We start from the raw sequence: 18114 nt of genomic DNA, 5'->3' as shown, positions 1-18114 counted from the left end.
ATTAAAATTGTAAATTAGCTCCAAACATGAATGTTCTTGCTTGAGGGTAAACCCCTTTGTCAATACCAAATACACTTCCTCCAATTTCAGGGTCAAATCCTGTATATTTAGTAAGAGTCAATAAGTTTTCAGCCGTTAGATAAAGGCGTAATTTACTTGCTCCTATTTTCGAAACTAAATTAGCCGGTAAAGTATATCCTAATTGTACTACTTTCAAACGTAGGTAATCTCCTTTTTCTAAGTAGAAATCAGACATTTGACCAAAATTTCCATTGCTGTCATCATTGGTTAATCTAGGGTAGCTATTAGATGTTCCTTCGCCTGTCCAACGTCCCATCGCTTCTGTTAGGTAGTTTGCTTCCAAAATATCTAACCTTCTTAATCCTTGGAAAATTTTATTTCCGGCTGCTCCTTGAGCAAAAGCCATTAAATCGAAGTTTTTATAATCAACATTTAAAGTTATACCAAAGGTATATTTTGGAATACTACTCCCTAAAATATGTTTGTCATTATCATCGATTGAACCGTTACCATCATAATCAACCCAACGGAAATCTCCTGGTTTTGCTCTAGGCTGAATTAATCCGCCAGAAGCATTTGTGTAAGCATTTATTTCAGCTTGGTTTTGAAAAATACCAGCTGTTTTCAACCCGTAGAATGCATTGTAAGATTGTCCTACTTGTGTTCTGGTTACAGGTCCGTAACTTTGAAAAGTAGCATCTCCAATAATAAAATTTGAACTAGAAGCCACATAAGTAACTTCGTTTTTCAAATAAGCAACATTTCCATTTGCAGAGAAATTTACTTGACCAAATTTCTTTTTGTAGCCTAACTCAACCTCAATACCTTTGTTATCCATGTCAGCAATGTTTCCTGTAGGATTTGCAACAACACCTACGTAACCAGGAATAGTTATAGGACGTAAAATACCGTTAGTAGTTTTCTTATATAAATCTACAGTAAGATTTATAGTGTTGAAAAATTTGGATTCGAAACCAATATTTGCTTGTGATGTTTCTTCCCACTTCAAGTCAGGATTGTCAAGAGTAAGGTTAGCATAACCTGTAGTTATTGCTCCTGAGTTTCCAACAGAATAGTTTTGACCACCTACCACTAATGAAAGGTATCTAAAGTTTGGTATCGCATCGTTTCCTACAACACCATATCCACCTCTAATTTTCAAAGCATTAACAGCATTGTTTTCTTTCCAAAAGCTTTCTTTAGTTACATTCCATCCTAGATTAAACGATGGGAATACTCCAAATTTATTATTTGCTCCAAAACGAGAAGAACCGTCACGACGAATAATTCCTGTGAATAAATACTTTTCTTTATAATCATAATTCACACGAGAGAATAATGAAGTCAATTTATGTTCGATCAAATCATAAGTAGAACTGCTTCTGTCTGATTGTGGAATATCAAAATTGAAAGAGGCATCACGATAATTAGTAATAGGCAATCCAAACATAGTAGTACCTGAACCACCACCAATATTATCAACATAAGATCCTTGTCCTAATAAGACAGTTAGGTTATGATTCCCAAATTGATTTGTGTATGTTGCTATATTCTCAATATTCCATGCAAAACTTTTATTTTCTGTTTGAGCGTAATTGTTTTTAAGTATGTTTTCAGTGGCACTTAAATAATAAACAGGAGTAAACGCTTGATTTCCCCAATACGTTAATTTACCACCAACAGTAGACCTGATTTTGATATGACTTGTGACAGCAGCTTCTAAATAAGCATTACCTACAAGATTATCAGACCACCCAAAATTCCCAAGTCTTGTTTTAATATAGGCCAAGGGATTCGTCATTTGTTGACCTACAATACTTGAAATTCCATAAGGATTTCCATTAGTATCTCTCATTACAGGGTTAGAGTTATATGGAGCTCCATTTGCTTTTATAGGATCCGTCTCAACCAAAGGAGTAATTGGATCTAAGTTAAGTGCAGAACTTAATGGTCCTCCAAATTCACTATTAGTATTACCAATACCTACTGATTTTTGATGAGAAAAACCAAAAGTTTGTCCTAAAGTAAATATTTTGGATATTTTGTGTGTAGAGTTTAAACGGAAATTCTTTTTAGTATAGTTAGAAATTTCAGTAGCAACAATTCCTTCTTGATCTTGAATTCCAAAAGAGGCATAAAAACTAGATACATCATTTCCGCCACTGATACTCAATTCATGAGAGTAACGCATAGAGCTGTTATTAAAAATGGCTTTTTGCCAATCCGTACCAACTCCTAAAGCAGCTACATTTGAGAATCTCGCAGGTTGACCTGCATTAATTAACTTTTCATTCAAAATGGTGCCGTATTGAGTAGCATTTAATAAATTTAAAGTCTTCTCTGGTGCCGAAGTTCCTATAAATCCGTTATAGTTTACACTTATTTTTCCGGCTTTACCTTTTTTGGTAGTTACTAATATTACTCCTGTAGCAGCACGTGTTCCGTAAATTGCAGCTGAAGCAGCATCTTTTAAAACTTCCATGGACTCAATATCAGATTGATTTAAAAATCCTATTCCTCCTGAATCTACCACTACACCGTCCACAACCCAAAGAGGATCGTTTCCACCTTCTCCGAAAGTAGTTACCCCTCTCACTCGAATAGTTGAAGCAGAACCTGGTTGACCAGAACTGGCAGCAATGGTAACACCCGAAACTCTACCTTGTAAAGCTTGCTCAATACGGCCATTAGGTACTTTTTCAAGATCTTTAGCTCTTACACTGGATATTGCACCAGTAACAACGCTTTTCTTTTGAGAACCATACCCTACAACAACAACTTCATTCAAATCCTGAGATTGAGGTTTAAGTTTAACTTCAATTTGAGTTCTTCCTTTTATAGGTTCTTGTACTGTGTTGTACCCTACATAACTAATTGTCAAAGTAGCATCTGCAGGAGCTTTTATCTGGTAATTCCCATCAAAATCTGAAGCCGAGGCTTTGGTGGTTCCTTTGATTAAAATCGTTGCACCTGGGATGGACATCCCTTTTTCATCTATTATTTTTCCCTTTACAGTAGCATCCTGTGCCTGCCCGTAAACGGAGAATAAGATTGATGAAAAACAAAAAATAAGTAATTTGGTTAATTTCATTTTTTTTAGTTTTTGGTTATTGTTTAATAATTTGTAGATACACTACAATGCGTTCGACCTAACAGTCGTGAAATATAATGAGACGAAAAATGAACATTTTATTTATTGAATGCATCTCAAAAGAAGATGTTGCAATTTCGTCCGCTTATATTTTTTATATTCTTTTGAGCAATGCTCGATTTTTATGTTTTAATCGTATTCGAATCCTAAGGACTTTACTTTCGTTTATAATGTTGACCTTTTGGGTAAAAAAATAAAAGAAAAACTCGCAAAACAGTATTGTTAATAATCATTTTTTCTTTGCAATACAGTAGCATTACAATTGAATAGATGGCTTAGATTAGTTATAAGTGTTAGTTTAACATTTGTAAATATTATTAAAAAATAATTACAAAAAGTAATTAATAATTAAAAAAAAAGAGTGTAAAAAAACATATTGAATAAATTAAATGTTAAAATTGATTTTTAATATTGTGTTTTTTATAATGTAAATCCTTGTTTTATTATTTATTTGTGTCAAATTGACGCATTTGATCTAAAAAACAAATAATTCTTCAAAAAAATCACACAGATTAATTTTTATAATAAAACAACAAAATATTTATATTTCGTTCGTATTGTAACTCAATGGAGTAAATAAAATCTTACTAAAAAATTTATTTTTTAACAAAATATTTAGATTTAAAATTCTCTTAAAGTTGTTTTATAAGAAATGTATTGAAGGATTTAGATTTTAAAATTGGGTTCAAGACTGTTTTCCCAGATACCAAAGTAATTGCTTTGTCCTCAGTATCAGGATTATAAATTACAACCACAATACTGTTATCGGGGTTTTTAAACGCAAGTAAATTATCTGAGTTACTGTCCAAATTGACTTTGTTTTTAAAGAGTACGTCATCACGGTCTAATTTTGTCCTTACACTACTGCTTTCAATCAGATGTGCTCCGGGTTTTACAAAATGACTAAGATGCTTCATCATATAATATTCTGGATTATACGTATAGGTTTTATTGTTTTTATTGACCGTAATCAGCGAATTTTGTTTCCATCCCCAACGGCTCACGCCACCTTCATTCAGCGCAGTATTCCAATATAGGTAGGCATTTGCACCATTCTCAAAATAATGCTTGATCAAATCCCAGCCATATTCACAATATTCCCATGAATTTTGTCCGTTACCACATTCGTGTTCGCTTTGATAAATCTTAAGTTGAGGATATTCCTGATGAATTTTTCCAACAGCATCTTTTCCGCCCCATTGAAAACCAACTCCTTTGATATAACTGGCAACTTCCTTGGAATACGCCTCTTTGAACAGTTGTTCATTTGGTCTTTCAAAAGTGCCAAAAAAGATATTCGTTTTGGTTTTCGCCATTTCTGGACCCAGAAATTTTAAAAATTTCGAAAGTCCTCCTGGCGTCCAAGTACAACTCGGATACCATTGGGCAGAGTTGAATTCATTTTGTGGCATCACCATACCTATTGTAATATTTTTCTTTTTATACGCTTCGATGAATTTTCGAAAATAGATAGCATACGCTTTAAAATAAGCCTCTTCCTGAATAAACATATCTTCACCTTCTTTGCCAAGTTGGCTATCACTAATACCATTTTCTGCAGTTCCAAATGCCGAAGGAACCTTTGCAAGAGCGTAATGTTTGTTGTATTTCATCCATGACGGCGGGCTCCAAGGGGATGCCCATAATTGCAATTTCGGATTGTATTTTTGAGCACTTTTAATGAAAGGAATTAAAGTTTCCAAGTCATTCTTGATGCTGAAATTTTTAAGTTGCAAATCACCTTCCGTTTCATCGTATGAATACCAGTCTCTCGAGAAATCATTAGCGCCAATTGGCATTCTGCAAATGGTAAATCCTGCGCCATAACCGGGTTCGAACAATTCTTTGAATATATTTTTACGGTCTTCCGTTTTTAGTTCGTTCAGTGATGTCCAGCCCAACTCGTTAAAACAACTTCCAAAACCATCGATTTGCTGCAAAACTTTATTAGGAAAAATTTCAATCTGAGTTCTATTTGTCTCAGAATTTGATGGAATATCAAATGTTTTCCATGGAGCTGTTTCAGTAGTCGAAATCCAAGTTGTTTTTTGTGCTGATACCGAAACCGCAGTCAGTGATAGAAAGAGTCCGACAATTAATACTTGTTTTTTCATTTGCTTGATACTATTAATATGCGTTTGCAATAATTTGTTCAAATAATTCTTGTTTTCCACTTATTTGTTGCGGTTCTCCATTTGCACGTGCTATTTCGCTAAGTGCTTCCAAAGAGAGTTCTCCTTTTTCATACTTGGCTCCATTGCCATTGTCAAATGATCCGTAACGCTGTTCGCGTAGTTTTTTATAACTCGTATTTTGTAAAATATGATCTGCGTAAATAAGACCTCGCGCAAAAACATCCATTCCTGAAATATGAGCAATGAACTTATCTTCTAAATCGGTAGAGTTTCTGCGCACTTTTGCATCAAAGTTGATTCCTCCGCCTTGAATTCCACCACCTTCTAAAATAACTAACATGGCTTGAGTAATTTCATAAACATTGATAGGGAATTGATCGGTATCCCAACCATTTTGATAATCACCACGATTCGCATCAATACTTCCTAACATTCCGGCATCTACCGCAACTTGTAACTCATGTTCGAAAGTATGGCCTGCAAGGGTAGCATGATTTACTTCCAGGTTCAATTTGAAATCATCTTGAAGTCCGTATTTATTAAGGAATCCTAATGTCGTTGCGGCATCAAAGTCATATTGATGCTTCATAGGCTCCATCGGTTTTGGTTCAATAAGAAAAGTTCCTTTGAAACCGTGCTTGCGTGCATAATCTCGACAAATAGTCAGGAATTGTCCCATGTGGTCTAATTCTCTTTTCATGTCGGTATTCAAAAGACTCATGTATCCCTCACGACCTCCCCAAAAAACGTAATTCTCACCACCTAAAGCAATGGTTGCATCAATTGCAATTTTGGCTTGAGCTGCAGCATGAGCAACTACATCAAAATTAGGATTAGTAGAAGCCCCATTCATATAACGCGGATTACTAAACAAGTTTGAAGTTCCCCACAACAGTTTAATTCCTGTTTCTTGTTGCTTAATTTTAGCATAAGCTACCAATTCTTGTACTCGTCTTTCAAATTCTGCCAAAGTTGGTGCTTCATCAACAATATCTAAATCATGAAAACAATAATAAGGTATTCCTAATTTGCTCATAAATTCAAAAGCGGCATCCATTTTGTCTTTGGCCCTTTGAATTGCATCTTCGTTTTTGTTCCAAGCAAATGTTTCTGTTCCAGCCCCAAATGGATCTCCACCAGTATTGCATAAGGTATGCCAGTACGCCATAGAGAAACGCAAATGTTCTTTTAATGTCTTTCCAGCTACTACTCGGTTTTCATCATACCATTTAAAAGCAAGCGGATTATCACTTTCTTTACCTTCGAATTTTATCGTGTCGATGTTTTTAAAATAAGTTTGTTTAGTTGTGTTCATTATTGTTCTAGTTTAATATGATTTTTCCATTCTTGATATAGGTCATGATATTGTGAAGTCAGCGAAGGATTGGGTTCTATTCGTTCGATGCATTTCAACCCTTTAAAAGCTTCATCAAGGGAAGCATAAAACCCAAAACCGTAGGCTGCACCACGTGCTGCACCTTCGGCTCCGGAAGTGTTGTAGAGTTCTAAAGTAGTTTGGGTAGTATTAGTGAAAATTTCTCTGAAAACAGGGCTTAAAAATAAGTTTGCATTCCCTGCTCTCACAACATCTCCAGATGCTCCTACGGATTTCATGACATCAAAACCGTAATTCATTGCAAACACAATTCCCTCACAAGCTGATCTAATGAGGTGTCCGGATTGATGGATGTTAAAGTTTAAATTCTGAATCCCTGAATTGGCATTCTTATTATTAAAAATACGTTCGACACCATTCCCAAAAGGGTAGAAGCGAAGGCCTTTGCTTCCTACTTCAACTTTTGCGGCTTCAGCATTAAGCGTTTCGTATGCAATTAGATTTGCTTTGTCAACGGACATGATTTTTCGTAGCCATTGGTACAAAATACCGGAACCATTAATGCAAAGCATCACCCCATTGTTTTTTTGAGATTCGGTGTTATTTACATGCAAGAACGTATTGATGCGATTTTCTTTGTCATAGATATCCTTGTCGCTTACAGCATAAATTACAGCTGAAGTTCCAGCTGTAGTAGCTATTTCTCCTGGCTTTAGTACATTTAGTGATAATGCATTGTTAGGTTGGTCACCGGCACGATACGTTATTTTGGTGTTTTTGTCTAGACCTAATTCAATAGCTATATCTTGATTTATAGTAGCTTGGTAGCCAAAATTGGGTACAATTTCAGGAATCATTTTCTCTGGAAGTCCCATTTCTTGAAGTATTTCGGTAGCTAAACTTCCTTTTGCAAAATTCCATAATGCGGCTTCTGATAATCCCGAAGTGCTGATTTGTGGAATCCCTGAAAGTTTTGCGGCTATAAAATCACCGGGAAGCATCATGTAGGCAGCTTTTTCAAAAACTTCAGGTTCATTGGTTTGAACCCATTTTAATTTAGAAGCTGTAAAATTCCCTGGACTTCCCAGAATTTGTTGTTGGCAGTATTCCGATCCCATACGATTGTATGTCTCGCTACCTATGATTGCAGCTCTGCTGTCGCACCAAATAATCGAAGGACGCACAGGATTCAATTTTTCATCGGTTAAAACCAAACCATGCATTTGATAGGCTATGCCAATTCCTGCTATTTGTTTTAAATCAATATGCTGTTTTGTTCCTAAAACTTGTATGCCATTCTTAACATTTTGCCACCAAGAATTAGGATCTTGTTCAGCCCAACCAAATTTAGGCGCAATAATATCCATCTCAAATTCAGGAACAGTTACTGAACCAACAGTAATTCCTTTTTCGGGATCAAATACCGATAATTTTATCGACGAGCTTCCTAAATCTATTCCTAAAAAATACATATTACTTGTTTTTAAGGGGTTGTATGTGTTGTTTATGTTTGCTTTTTTAAACTTACATTCAGATTAACTATATGCTTATGGTTAATTTGACTACAAGTGTAAGACATTTTTTTATATTAACAATATTTTATGTTTAAAAATTTGTAATTAATAATTAATTGAGGGTATTATTATACATTTGTATCAAATAAAGGCAGTGTTATCTGATAAAAATTATTTTTTTTAAATTTTAACTGCAAATGAATTTTTTAAAGATAATCTGTCAATAATTCCGTTATTTTTTTAAATATTTACAAAAAAAGCATTTGAGCTTTAAAACACAGAAAGAAAATAAGATTTGGTTTTTAATTTTTTTTCTATATTTCATTCAAATTTTTAGACTATGGTTGAAAATAACACGGAAACGAATTCCTTAAAAACAGTGGAACAATCAGCCATGAATGCAATAACGATTGACTGTGTAATATTTGGTTTTGACAACGGGATTTTAGAAGTTCTTTTGGTGCAACATGCTGAAGGTATTAGTAAAGGAAAATGGGGACTTCCGGGAGGTTGGATAAAAAAGAAAGAAAGTATAGATAATGCTGCCCATCGATTGTTGGGAGAACTTACAGGGTTAGATAAAATATTCTTAGAGCAATTGAAAGCTTTTGGAGAGCCGGATCGTTTTCCGTTAAGAAGAGTTATTACAATTGGTTATTATGCTTTGATTAAAAGGGCCGATTATAATGTAAAGGCTGGTTTTACTGCAGCTGATGCAAAATGGTATAAAATTAATGAGATACCGGATTTAATTTATGACCACAATGAAATTTTAGATTACAGCTTAAAACAATTACGCAATCGGGTGCGTCAGGCTCCCATAGGTTTTAATCTTTTGCCTGAAAAGTTTACTTTGTTAGAACTCATGCATCTTTATGAGGAGGTTTTGGGAGTAGAGATGGATAAATCTAATTTTCGTAGAAAAATTCTGCACATGAAGTTACTGCTTGCTTTGGATGAAAAGCAACAAGATGTTTCCCATAGAGCAGCAAAGTTGTATAAATTTGATGCTGAAATTTATGAAAAGCTAACTCAAAAAGGGTTCAATTTCGAGTTTTGATTTAATTTATTTCTTGAAATTAGATCTATTTTACTTATTAACAATCTCTAAAATTAACTTTTGTTACTTACTCGCATAAAAGCATATTGAGTAATTTTGTACAATGTATGCTTTAGTCGACTGTAACAATTTCTACGCTTCTTGCGAAAGGGTTTTTCAACCTCAATTTGCAGGAAAACCTATTGCAATATTGTCAAATAATGATGGTTGTGTAATTTCCAGAAGCAGTGAAGCTAAAGCGGCTGGAATCCCAATGGGTGCACCCGCTTTTAAAATCAAGGAGCTAGTAAAAGAGAAAGGAGTAACGTTATTTTCTTCGAATTATGCCCTTTATGGTGATTTGAGTAATAGAGTCATGTCAATTTTGGGACAGTTCACGCCTAATTTAGAAATTTATAGTATTGATGAAGCTTTTCTGAATTTTGACGGTATGAATGTTTTGGACTATCATGATTATGGGGTTCAAATGAAAACCCGCATCCAAAAATGGGTAGGAATTCCGGTTTGCATTGGCTTTGCCGAAACCAAAGCATTGTCAAAAGTAGCCAATAAAATAGCTAAGAAATTTCAAGAGAGAACGGCAGGTGTTTATGTAATAGACAGTGATGAAAAACGTATCAAAGCTTTAAAATGGACTAAAATTGAAGATGTTTGGGGAATTGGCTATCGGATGAATAAAAAGATGAAAGCACGAAATATTGCCACTGCTTTAGACTTTATAGCACCACAACACGAATCTTGGATTAAGAAAGAAATGGGAGTTGTAGGCCTTCGGTTAAAATATGAATTAGAAGGGAAATCTGTTTTAGATTTAGAACCTCTTGCAGATCAAAAAAAGAGTATTGCTATTACCAGAAGTTTTCCAAAACAAATCTCTGATTTTGATTTGTTGCGGGAACGTATTGCCACCTTTGCATCAGTTTGTGCTGAGAAATTACGGAAACAAAACTCTTGTTGTCATACGATTATAGTACTGTTGGTCATTGATAAACATACGGTGCAAACTTCTAAATATTATTTTAATATGGCCGTTACCCTGCCTTTTGCAACGAATTCAACCTTAACAATATCGAATGCTGCCATTGATATGTTTCAGCAATTGTATAAGGGAAATGAGAATATAAAATTCAAAAAAGCAGGCGTTATTGTCACTGAACTTATTGATGAAAACAGAAAACAGTTGCAGCTATTTGAGGAGGAAAACCCAAAACATTTGGAGTTAATGAAAGTAATGGATCGTCTCAATAATAAAATTGGAGAGAAAAAAGTAAAGTTAGCCACTCAAAATTTAAGCTTGACTTGGAATATGAATCAGAAGCATTTGTCGCCAAAATACACTACTAATTTTAAAGATATTCTAGAAATAAAATGCCAGTAAACAAAGAACAAAAACTAACATTCTTTCTGCCGGATTTTGAAAGTGATTTAAAAATTCCTTTTATATCCGAAGGCGTTTCAGCGGGATTTCCCTCACCGGCAGCTGATTTTATGGAAACGAATATCGATTTAAACAAAGAGCTAAGTGAAAATCCTTTAGCCACTTTTTATATCAAAGTCAAAGGGAATTCAATGATTGATGCGGGTATAAATGACAAGGATGTACTTGTAGTAGATCGAAGTTTAGAACCGCAAAACAATAAAATCGCCATTTGTTTTATCGATGGAGAATTTACGGTGAAACGCATTCAACTCGAGAAAGATTGTTTGTATCTCATGCCTGAAAATGCTAATTATTCTCCTATAAAAGTGAGTGAGGAAAATCAATTGATTATCTGGGGAATCGTGACTTATGTGATAAAAAAGCTTTAAAACCAGTTGCTTATTGTATTGGAGAAAGAATTTGTAGGGTGCTAATTATTGAAAACAAAAAAACCTGCCCAAACGAATGGACAGGTTCTAAATTCTAAAATATAATTAGGTATTAAAGCGTATGTTTTGGATTAAAACCATCTTCACTTAGTTCAGTGTGAACATAATCGGCAACCATTTCAGCTTCGTAGTCTGTTTTTTCTCCTTTGCTAAATTTAGAAATTAATTTCTCCATAATTTCATAAATTACAGGAACGACAATCAAGGTTAAGAATAACGAAGAAATCAATCCTCCAATAATTACCCAAGCCAAACCATTTTTCCATTCAGCTCCGGCTCCAGATGCTAATGCAATTGGGAACATACCAAATACCATCGCAATAGTTGTCATCAAAATTGGACGAAGTCTCGCGTGATTCGCTTGAATTAATGCCGTTCTTATCGATTCTCCTGCGGCTCTTCTTTGATTGGTGTAATCGACTAGCATAATTGCATTTTTACACACTAAACCAATAAGCATGATTACTCCAAGAATGGTGAAAATATTCAAAGTGTTATTCGTTAACGCTAAAGCTAACATTGCTCCAATGAACGAAAGCGGAATAGCAAATAATACCACAAATGGATGGACAAAACTGTCATATAAAGAAACCATTACAAGATAAACTAAGATTATAGCTGCTAATAAGGCTATTCCTAATGTTCCAAAACCTTCACTTTGGTTTTCTTGATCGCCACCCCAAATATAGTTTACACCAGTTGGTTTTTCTAACTTGTCAAGTTTTTCTTGCCATTGCGAAACAATGGTTCCAGAAGCCACACCTACATTTTGACCTTGTACCGTTACCGAAGCAGTTTTGTCTCTACGTTCTAATTGACTTGGTCCGGAACCTTCCTTGATTGTTGCAAATTGCGATAATTTAATTTGCTGACCAGATGAGTTGATGAAAATTAGATTACTAACATCTTCAATACTTTTTCTGTCAAAACTATTGTACCTTATATTGATGTCATATTCGTATTCACCGGCTCTGAATTTTCCATCTGTGTTTCCGGAATAAGCGGTTTGCATTGTTCCTCCTACTGTTTGTAAAGTAAGTCCAAGAGCAGCCATTTTATCTCTGTCAACCTGTACGTTAATTTCTGGATTTCCATCTTCAACAGTAAGTTTAATCTCGGTAGTACCAGGAATTGTTTTTAATTCAGCTTCAGCTAATTTGGCAAATTTCATGGCGCTTTCCACGTTTGGCCCAGTTACAATTAAACCTAAAGTTGCAATTTCAGCTGTTCCTAAAATACCAACCGGAGCTGTTTTTACTTTGGCACCAACTAATATTTTTTCTAGTTTTCTTTTGATTTTTGCGGCATAAACTGATGCTCCCTCAGTACGCTCTTTTTGTTCAATCATTTTTACGTCAATCTCAGCTTTATAAGCAGTTGCCTGTGAGGCACCAAAACCTTCGCTCGTTTGCCCAACAGTTGTAATTTGACTGTGAACATATTCTTGTGTTTTCAAAAAAGCTTCTGCTTTTTGAGTCATAAAGTTGGTTTGTTCTAATGACGCATCTTTTGGCATTTCTATTTGAACTAAAAACTCACCACTATCTGATGTTGCAAAGAATTCGCCACCTATAAAACCTCCTGCAGCTAATCCGATAGTTGATGCGAAAAAGAGGACAAGAACAATTGCTAAGGTCGTTTTATAATGATCTAAACACCATGTCAATAAATGGGAGATCCAGTTGATGAAACGGGTTAAATAGCTTTCAAATCCAAGGATAATCCTTCCGAAAAGATTTTTACCTTCAATATGTTCTAATTTTCCATAACGGGAAGACAACCAAGGAATAATGGTAAACGAAGCTAGTAATGACAATAATGTTGAGATAATAACGGTTACACAAAACTGTGTAATAATGTTTGAAACCAAACCTGAACTCATGGCGATTGGTAAAAACACAACCACAATAACTAAAGTAATTGACACTACAGTTCCACCAATTTCAGCTGTTCCGTCATAAGCAGCACGAACGCGGTTTTTACCCATTTCCATGTGCCTGTAAATGTTTTCAAGGACCACGATGGCATCATCGACAAGAATACCAACTACAAGAGATAATCCAAGTAAACTCATTAAGTTTAAAGTGTATCCCATCAAATAAATCCCAATAAATGTAGCAATTAATGATGCTGGAATAGAAACCATTACAATAAGCGAGTTTCTAATACTGTGTAAGAAAAACAACATTACAAAGGCAACTAAAAGTACTGCAATCAATAAATCATGTACAACAGAATCAGCAGCTTCAAGTGTAAAAATAGTACTGTCTTTGGCTACTTGAAGTTGTAATCCATTTTTTTTATAATCAGTTGTAAGTTTGTTTATTGTTTTAATCAATACCTCACTTACGGCAACTGCATTTGCATCAGATTGTTTAATAATTTGTAAAACGATAGCGCTTTTTTGATCGATTCGTGATATTTTTTCAGCAATTTTTTGAGTATCCTGGACATCGGCAATATCACCAAGACGAACTTGAACTCCGTTTTGAGACGAGACTACTAAATTGCGCAATTCTTCAACATTTTTATATTTCCCCGCTAAACGAATTAATATTTTTTGATCACGAGTTTGAATATTTCCTGTTGGGAAATCTAAATTGGAACTCAAAATAGTTTGCTGCACTTGCGGAACTGAAAGACCATAACCTTGCAGTTTTGCAGCATCAAGATTGACTTGAATTTCACGTTCTTGTCCTCCAATAACGTTTACTTGCGCAACACCTGCAACTCGAGAAAGAACTGGAGCTATTTTTTTATCAATTAAGTCATAAAAAGCGACTTCATCCATTTTTCCGTTGGCACCAATGGTTATAATTGGTAAATCGCTCAAAGAGAATTTAGATAATGAAGGCGTCTTGGCATCATCTGGTAAATCACTGATGATGGCATTTATTTTTCGTTGCGCATCATTCATCGAGATGTCAACTTTGGCATTTGAATTAAACGAAATCGATACGACTGACAAACTTTCGTAGGATTTAGAATCAATTTTTTTGATGTTTTCTAGAGAAGCAACGGCATCTTCTATTTTTTTGGTTACCGTGTTTTCTACCTCACTTGGTGAAGCTCCAGGATATACCGTTGCAATGGTAATTACGTTTTGTTCGAATTTAGGAATTAATTCGTAGCCCAGTTGACTGTAGCTGAATAGTCCGCCTAATATCAGCATTGTAAACAATACAATTACTAAGGAGGGACGTTTTATAGATATTTCTGCTAATTTCATATATTTGTTTTTTAGGTCTTAAAGTTTACGGTATAAAGTCTTAGTGTTTCTACTTTTGACTTTTCTACTTTTGACTTTATGACTTTCTACTATTTTATAATATCTACTTTAGATCCGTCTTGAAGGTTAATTTGGCCTGTAACAATCACAGTTTCACCATCAGAAAGACCGTTTAAAATTTCTACTTTGTCTCCAATGATTCTACCTGCGGTAACCTTTTTTAGTTTAGCAATTCCATTTTCGACTGTAAATATTTGGTTGCTGCTTACACTACCTACAAATGCATTTCTAGGAACAATCATCAACGATTGTTTTTGTTGGTTTGAAGCAAATTCAGCTGTTCCGTACATTCCTGCTTTCAAATCATTAGAGGAATTGTTGGCAATTTCTATTTCTATAGGAAAGTTTAAACGGGAATCCGCTTTTGGAGCGATAAAAGTAATTTTACCTGAAAAATTAGCATCAGGATAAACACTTGCTTTAACATTTACATTGTTTCCTAATTTTAAGCTGGCTACTTGATTTTCATTAACCGTAACTTTTAATTTTAGCCTAGTAACATTTACAATGTCAAACATTTGGGTTGCAGCACCAAGAACTGATCCTGGCTCAATATATCTTTTGTTTACAATTCCGTTAATGGTGGATTTGATGTTCGTATCACCAATATTGACTTTAGCTTGTTGCAATCTTGATTTTGCAGTAACAAGCCCTAATTTTGCCTGGTCTAATTGTTGTTTTGTAACTCCTCCTGTTTTGAATGCATTTTCAAAACGATTATAATCAGTTAATGCATTTTGGTAGGAAGCTTGTGCTGTTTCTAAGTCTGATGTTATTTGTTCACTTCTTACAATTGCCAGAGTTTGACCTATATGTACTGTCGATCCTTCATCTACTAAAACACGTACCACTCTTCCAGGTTTTTCAGCAGAAAAGCTCAATTCTTGCAGTGGCTCAAAATTTCCATTAGCCGAAAAATCAAGTGAAACTTCATCTGTTTTTACCGTTTCAACTTTAACAGAAACACTTGCATTTTTTTGAGCAACAACATCTGTTTTTGCTTTATTTTCTTTTTTATTGTTTGTTAAAACTACTGCTATGATTGCTAGTGCGCCTAAAATAATTATTCCGGTTATTATATTTTTCTTCATGTTATTAGTTGTTTAGTAATGTTTTTAATTCTCCTTTTGATTTGATTAATTGAATTTCTGCCAGTTTGTAATCTAATATTGCAGAAGTATAATTGTTCTGTGCCTCTGTCAATGAATTTTCTGCATCCAATAAATCAGTTAAAGAAGCCAATCCTTGTATGTAATTATTTCTGGTGTTGTTTAATACTTCTTGTGCTAATTGCGCATTTTCCTTTTGATTATTTATCGTAATGACGCTGTTGTTAATTTGAATGTTAGCATTTTCATACGCTAAATCAAGACTTAATTTGGTGTCTTTTATGTCTTCTTTCAAGGATCTTAAATTAACATCAGCTTGTCTTACTTTGGCTCGAGTTCCAAATCCGGTAAAAATGGGAACTTTTAAGTTCAAGCCAATAGAAGAGTAATCAGACCAGTAAACACCATCAGCAGGTTTTGCTCCCCAAGGCATTTTTGGGCCCTGACCAATATAATTGTAGCCCGCTGAAAGGGAAAGTGTTGGGTAGTATGCCGCTTCATCTGCTTTCTTTTGAAACATTAATAATTGTTCTTGTTTTTTCAAAAGCAAATATTCTGTTCTGTTTGCTGTATTTGGCGCTTCAGAGAATGCTTGAGGCGTAACTTGAAATTCAGTTTGTGGAATAGTAATTTTAGTTTCAATTGGCATTCCAATGTAAAATTTCAAAGCATTTTCTTGTAATTGAACTGCATTTAAAATTTGCTGACGTTGTGTATTGATGTTCGAAATTTTTACTAAAATTCTATCCAAGTCAATTTTTTTGGCAAGACCATTGTCAAATTGTCCTTTAATTATCGTTTTCACTTTGTTGGTATTCACATAAGTACTGTCCAGAACATTTAATTTTTGTCTTTGAACATAAACCTGATAGTAATTATTTGCAACTCTTTCAATTACTTGTTCTTCTGTTAATTGATCATTTATCTGATAGAATTCTCTAGTTGATCTGGCAGCTTTTAATCCGGTAAACACAGATTGGTCAAAAAGTGTTTGTGTTAAAGAAACCCCAGCTGTGGAGTTCCATTTTTGTCCAAAATTAAGTTTAACGGTAGTTCCAGGTTCACCACCAAAAGAGCCTCCGTCAAGGAATGTAGTTTGTAAAATAGGGTTGTATGTTAAACCTCCATTAGCTGAAATTTGTGGTAATGCTCTGGAACGAACTTCTTGAATTTGGTATTCGCTGTTTTCTACTTTAAGTTTGGCTTTTTTAGCATCTGCTTTATTTTCTAAAGCATAAGTAATCGCATCTTTAAGCGTTAGCGATTTGGTATCTTGTGATTTTGCAGTTATTGCAAATATCAAGAAGGTGATTAAAATTATATTTTTCATTATATATTAGGGTTTAGTAATTGTTTTTCAAGTTCAATAATTCCTTTTTCTGTTGCCATAGCTCTGGTGTGGTATTCTAGAATTTCAAGTTCTATTTTTTGGGCTTCTTTTTCAGATTTAGTATTTCCATTAATACTAAAAATAAGGATATAATAAAACCGTACATAGGTTTCTATGTTTAGATCACTTCGATACAAACCTTGTTTAATTCCTTTTTCAATATTTTGTTTGAATATGGTGTTGCACTCTTCTATTTCTCTTGACATTACCTTATTATGTATTTCAGGGTAGTGCTTTTTTAATTGGTAAATAGGGGAGGTGTCTGAGGATTTAAACATTTCCTTGAACATTTTTCTTATCTCAAAATTTTCCTCAATGGCATTGTAATTTTTAGCAATGATGCTATAAATAATTTGATGCACTTCTTTATGTATTGTAGCTGTGCTTTCCTCAATTAGTAATTCTTTATTACAAAAGTATTTGTAGATTGTTTTTTTAGAAATACACATTTCACCTGCAATATCATCCATTGTAATGCTCTTAAAACCTAGTTTTAAGAACATATCGCTTGCTTTTGATATTATTTTCTCTTTCATTTTGTTTAAATTAAACCAATATTTTTTTAATTTATTTGGAAGTAAATTAAAATTCGAGTACAAATCTAAGAAGGAAACCAAGAACACCAAAATAGTTTCCATTTATTTTTTGTTTTTTTAACCTTTACATAATAGGTCTTAAACTGTGAATTCTAAATTTGCAATGAGCTTAATGTCTTGTCCTGTTGTTATACCACCAGTTTGCGTATATGCATTTGATGTTAATCCAAAGTCGTTACGATTAATAGCTCCAGTTATTTCAAAGGCTGCTTTTTGATCGCCATTATAAGCGCTGATTCCAATGAATTCTGCATCAAGTTCAACAATTTTAGTGATATTTTTGATAGTTAAATTTCCTTTTAAAAAATTAATATTCTTATTTACTTTTTGAAAAGAGGTTGATTTAAAACTTATTATTGGATATTCATTAACATCCAAAAAATCATTCAGTCTTAGATGCGAATCAATTTGTTCCAGTTTCGTATCGGTGTTGTTCACATCCAAAGAAAATTCTATTGAAGCATCTTCAATTTCATTGTCCTGAATGTCTATATGGCCTTTGAATTTGTTGATTGTCCCTGCCAAATATGCAATTATCGAATGTCTTATTTTAATCAAAACATCAGATTGTGTTGAATCAATTGTCCATGTTGTTGTCATAATGATTTGGGTTATGTGGGTTGGGTTTTCATTTCAAAATAAGT

General features: G+C 34.1%; 12 protein-coding genes. 3 read left to right on the top strand and 9 right to left on the bottom strand.

From position 1 onward, the window contains the following. Position 1: 1 nt before the first annotated feature. The 4 genes from T410_RS03345 to T410_RS03330 form a co-directional block, all read right to left on the bottom strand. On the bottom strand, positions 2-3112 hold the full coding sequence (locus T410_RS03345) for a TonB-dependent receptor (RefSeq protein ID WP_035668707.1): 3111 nt from the start codon (positions 3110-3112) through the stop codon (positions 2-4). Positions 3113-3804: 692 nt separating this feature from the next. Continuing rightward, positions 3805-5286 carry a glycoside hydrolase family 30 beta sandwich domain-containing protein gene (locus T410_RS03340; protein WP_035674027.1) on the bottom strand — a complete coding sequence of 494 codons (1482 nt, stop codon included), beginning with the start codon at positions 5284-5286 and terminating at the stop codon, positions 3805-3807. 13 nt (positions 5287-5299) lie between these two features. Beyond that, positions 5300-6622 carry a xylose isomerase gene (gene xylA / locus T410_RS03335; protein ID WP_035668702.1) on the bottom strand — a complete coding sequence of 441 codons (1323 nt, stop codon included), beginning with the start codon at positions 6620-6622 and terminating at the stop codon, positions 5300-5302. Continuing rightward, positions 6622-8115, bottom strand: coding sequence for a xylulokinase (locus tag T410_RS03330; protein ID WP_035668700.1), 1494 nt, complete (start codon positions 8113-8115; stop codon positions 6622-6624). The genes xylA and T410_RS03330 overlap by 1 nt, the downstream gene beginning before the upstream one ends. Positions 8116-8497: 382 nt before the next feature. Between T410_RS03330 and T410_RS03325 the strand changes: the two genes are divergently transcribed. The 3 genes from T410_RS03325 (at position 8498) to T410_RS03315 (ending at position 11026) form a co-directional block, all read left to right on the top strand. Further along, entirely contained in the window at positions 8498-9217 is a 720-nt protein-coding gene (locus T410_RS03325; protein WP_035668695.1) for an NUDIX domain-containing protein, read from the top strand. Positions 9218-9320: 103 nt separating this feature from the next. Then, positions 9321-10595, top strand: coding sequence for a Y-family DNA polymerase (locus T410_RS03320; RefSeq protein WP_035668694.1), 1275 nt, complete (start codon positions 9321-9323; stop codon positions 10593-10595). Beyond that, a complete protein-coding gene (locus tag T410_RS03315) occupies positions 10586-11026 on the top strand; it encodes a LexA family transcriptional regulator (protein ID WP_035668692.1) in 441 nt (146 codons plus the stop codon). The genes T410_RS03320 and T410_RS03315 overlap by 10 nt, the downstream gene beginning before the upstream one ends. A 112-nt stretch (positions 11027-11138) precedes the next feature. Here T410_RS03315 and T410_RS03310 read toward each other — a convergent pair whose 3' ends face one another. The 5 genes from T410_RS03310 to T410_RS03290 form a co-directional block, all read right to left on the bottom strand. Continuing rightward, positions 11139-14315: an efflux RND transporter permease subunit gene (locus T410_RS03310; protein WP_035668690.1), complete on the bottom strand. Its 3177-nt coding sequence runs from the start codon at positions 14313-14315 to the stop codon at positions 11139-11141. Positions 14316-14404: 89 nt separating this feature from the next. Further along, positions 14405-15466, bottom strand: a complete 1062-nt coding sequence (locus T410_RS03305) for an efflux RND transporter periplasmic adaptor subunit (protein ID WP_035668687.1) — start codon at positions 15464-15466, stop codon at positions 14405-14407. A gap of 4 nt (positions 15467-15470) precedes the next feature. Next, positions 15471-16814, bottom strand: a complete 1344-nt coding sequence (locus tag T410_RS03300) for a TolC family protein (protein ID WP_035668684.1) — start codon at positions 16812-16814, stop codon at positions 15471-15473. Beyond that, positions 16814-17410, bottom strand: coding sequence for a TetR/AcrR family transcriptional regulator (locus T410_RS03295; RefSeq protein WP_035674024.1), 597 nt, complete (start codon positions 17408-17410; stop codon positions 16814-16816). Before T410_RS03295 ends, T410_RS03300 begins: the two co-directional genes overlap by 1 nt. Before the next feature lie 138 nt (positions 17411-17548). Further along, a complete protein-coding gene (locus T410_RS03290; protein WP_035668681.1) occupies positions 17549-18070 on the bottom strand; it encodes a YceI family protein in 522 nt (173 codons plus the stop codon). Positions 18071-18114 lie beyond the last annotated feature (44 nt).

It is taken from the genome of Flavobacterium sp. 83, from assembly GCF_000744835.1.
Taxonomy (GTDB): domain Bacteria; phylum Bacteroidota; class Bacteroidia; order Flavobacteriales; family Flavobacteriaceae; genus Flavobacterium.
Note: the sequence above shows the minus strand (reverse complement) of the source record. Positions and strands in the feature narration are given on the sequence as shown.

Excerpts from the sequence above, each read along its gene's own strand:
- T410_RS03305 (WP_035668687.1), bottom strand. The coding sequence starts at position 15,466 with ATGAAGAAAAATATAATAACCGGAATAATTATTTTAGGCGCACTAGCA.
- T410_RS03310 (WP_035668690.1), bottom strand. The coding sequence starts at position 14,315 with ATGAAATTAGCAGAAATATCTATAAAACGTCCCTCCTTAGTAATTGTA.
- T410_RS03345 (WP_035668707.1), bottom strand. The coding sequence starts at position 3,112 with ATGAAATTAACCAAATTACTTATTTTTTGTTTTTCATCAATCTTATTC.
- T410_RS03290 (WP_035668681.1), bottom strand. The coding sequence starts at position 18,070 with ATGACAACAACATGGACAATTGATTCAACACAATCTGATGTTTTGATT.
- T410_RS03340 (WP_035674027.1), bottom strand. The coding sequence starts at position 5,286 with ATGAAAAAACAAGTATTAATTGTCGGACTCTTTCTATCACTGACTGCG.
- T410_RS03300 (WP_035668684.1), bottom strand. The coding sequence starts at position 16,814 with ATGAAAAATATAATTTTAATCACCTTCTTGATATTTGCAATAACTGCA.
- T410_RS03295 (WP_035674024.1), bottom strand. The coding sequence starts at position 17,410 with ATGAAAGAGAAAATAATATCAAAAGCAAGCGATATGTTCTTAAAACTA.
- xylA (WP_035668702.1), bottom strand. The coding sequence starts at position 6,622 with ATGAACACAACTAAACAAACTTATTTTAAAAACATCGACACGATAAAA.
- T410_RS03315 (WP_035668692.1), top strand. The coding sequence starts at position 10,586 with ATGCCAGTAAACAAAGAACAAAAACTAACATTCTTTCTGCCGGATTTT.
- T410_RS03320 (WP_035668694.1), top strand. The coding sequence starts at position 9,321 with ATGTATGCTTTAGTCGACTGTAACAATTTCTACGCTTCTTGCGAAAGG.
- T410_RS03325 (WP_035668695.1), top strand. The coding sequence starts at position 8,498 with ATGGTTGAAAATAACACGGAAACGAATTCCTTAAAAACAGTGGAACAA.
- T410_RS03330 (WP_035668700.1), bottom strand. The coding sequence starts at position 8,115 with ATGTATTTTTTAGGAATAGATTTAGGAAGCTCGTCGATAAAATTATCG.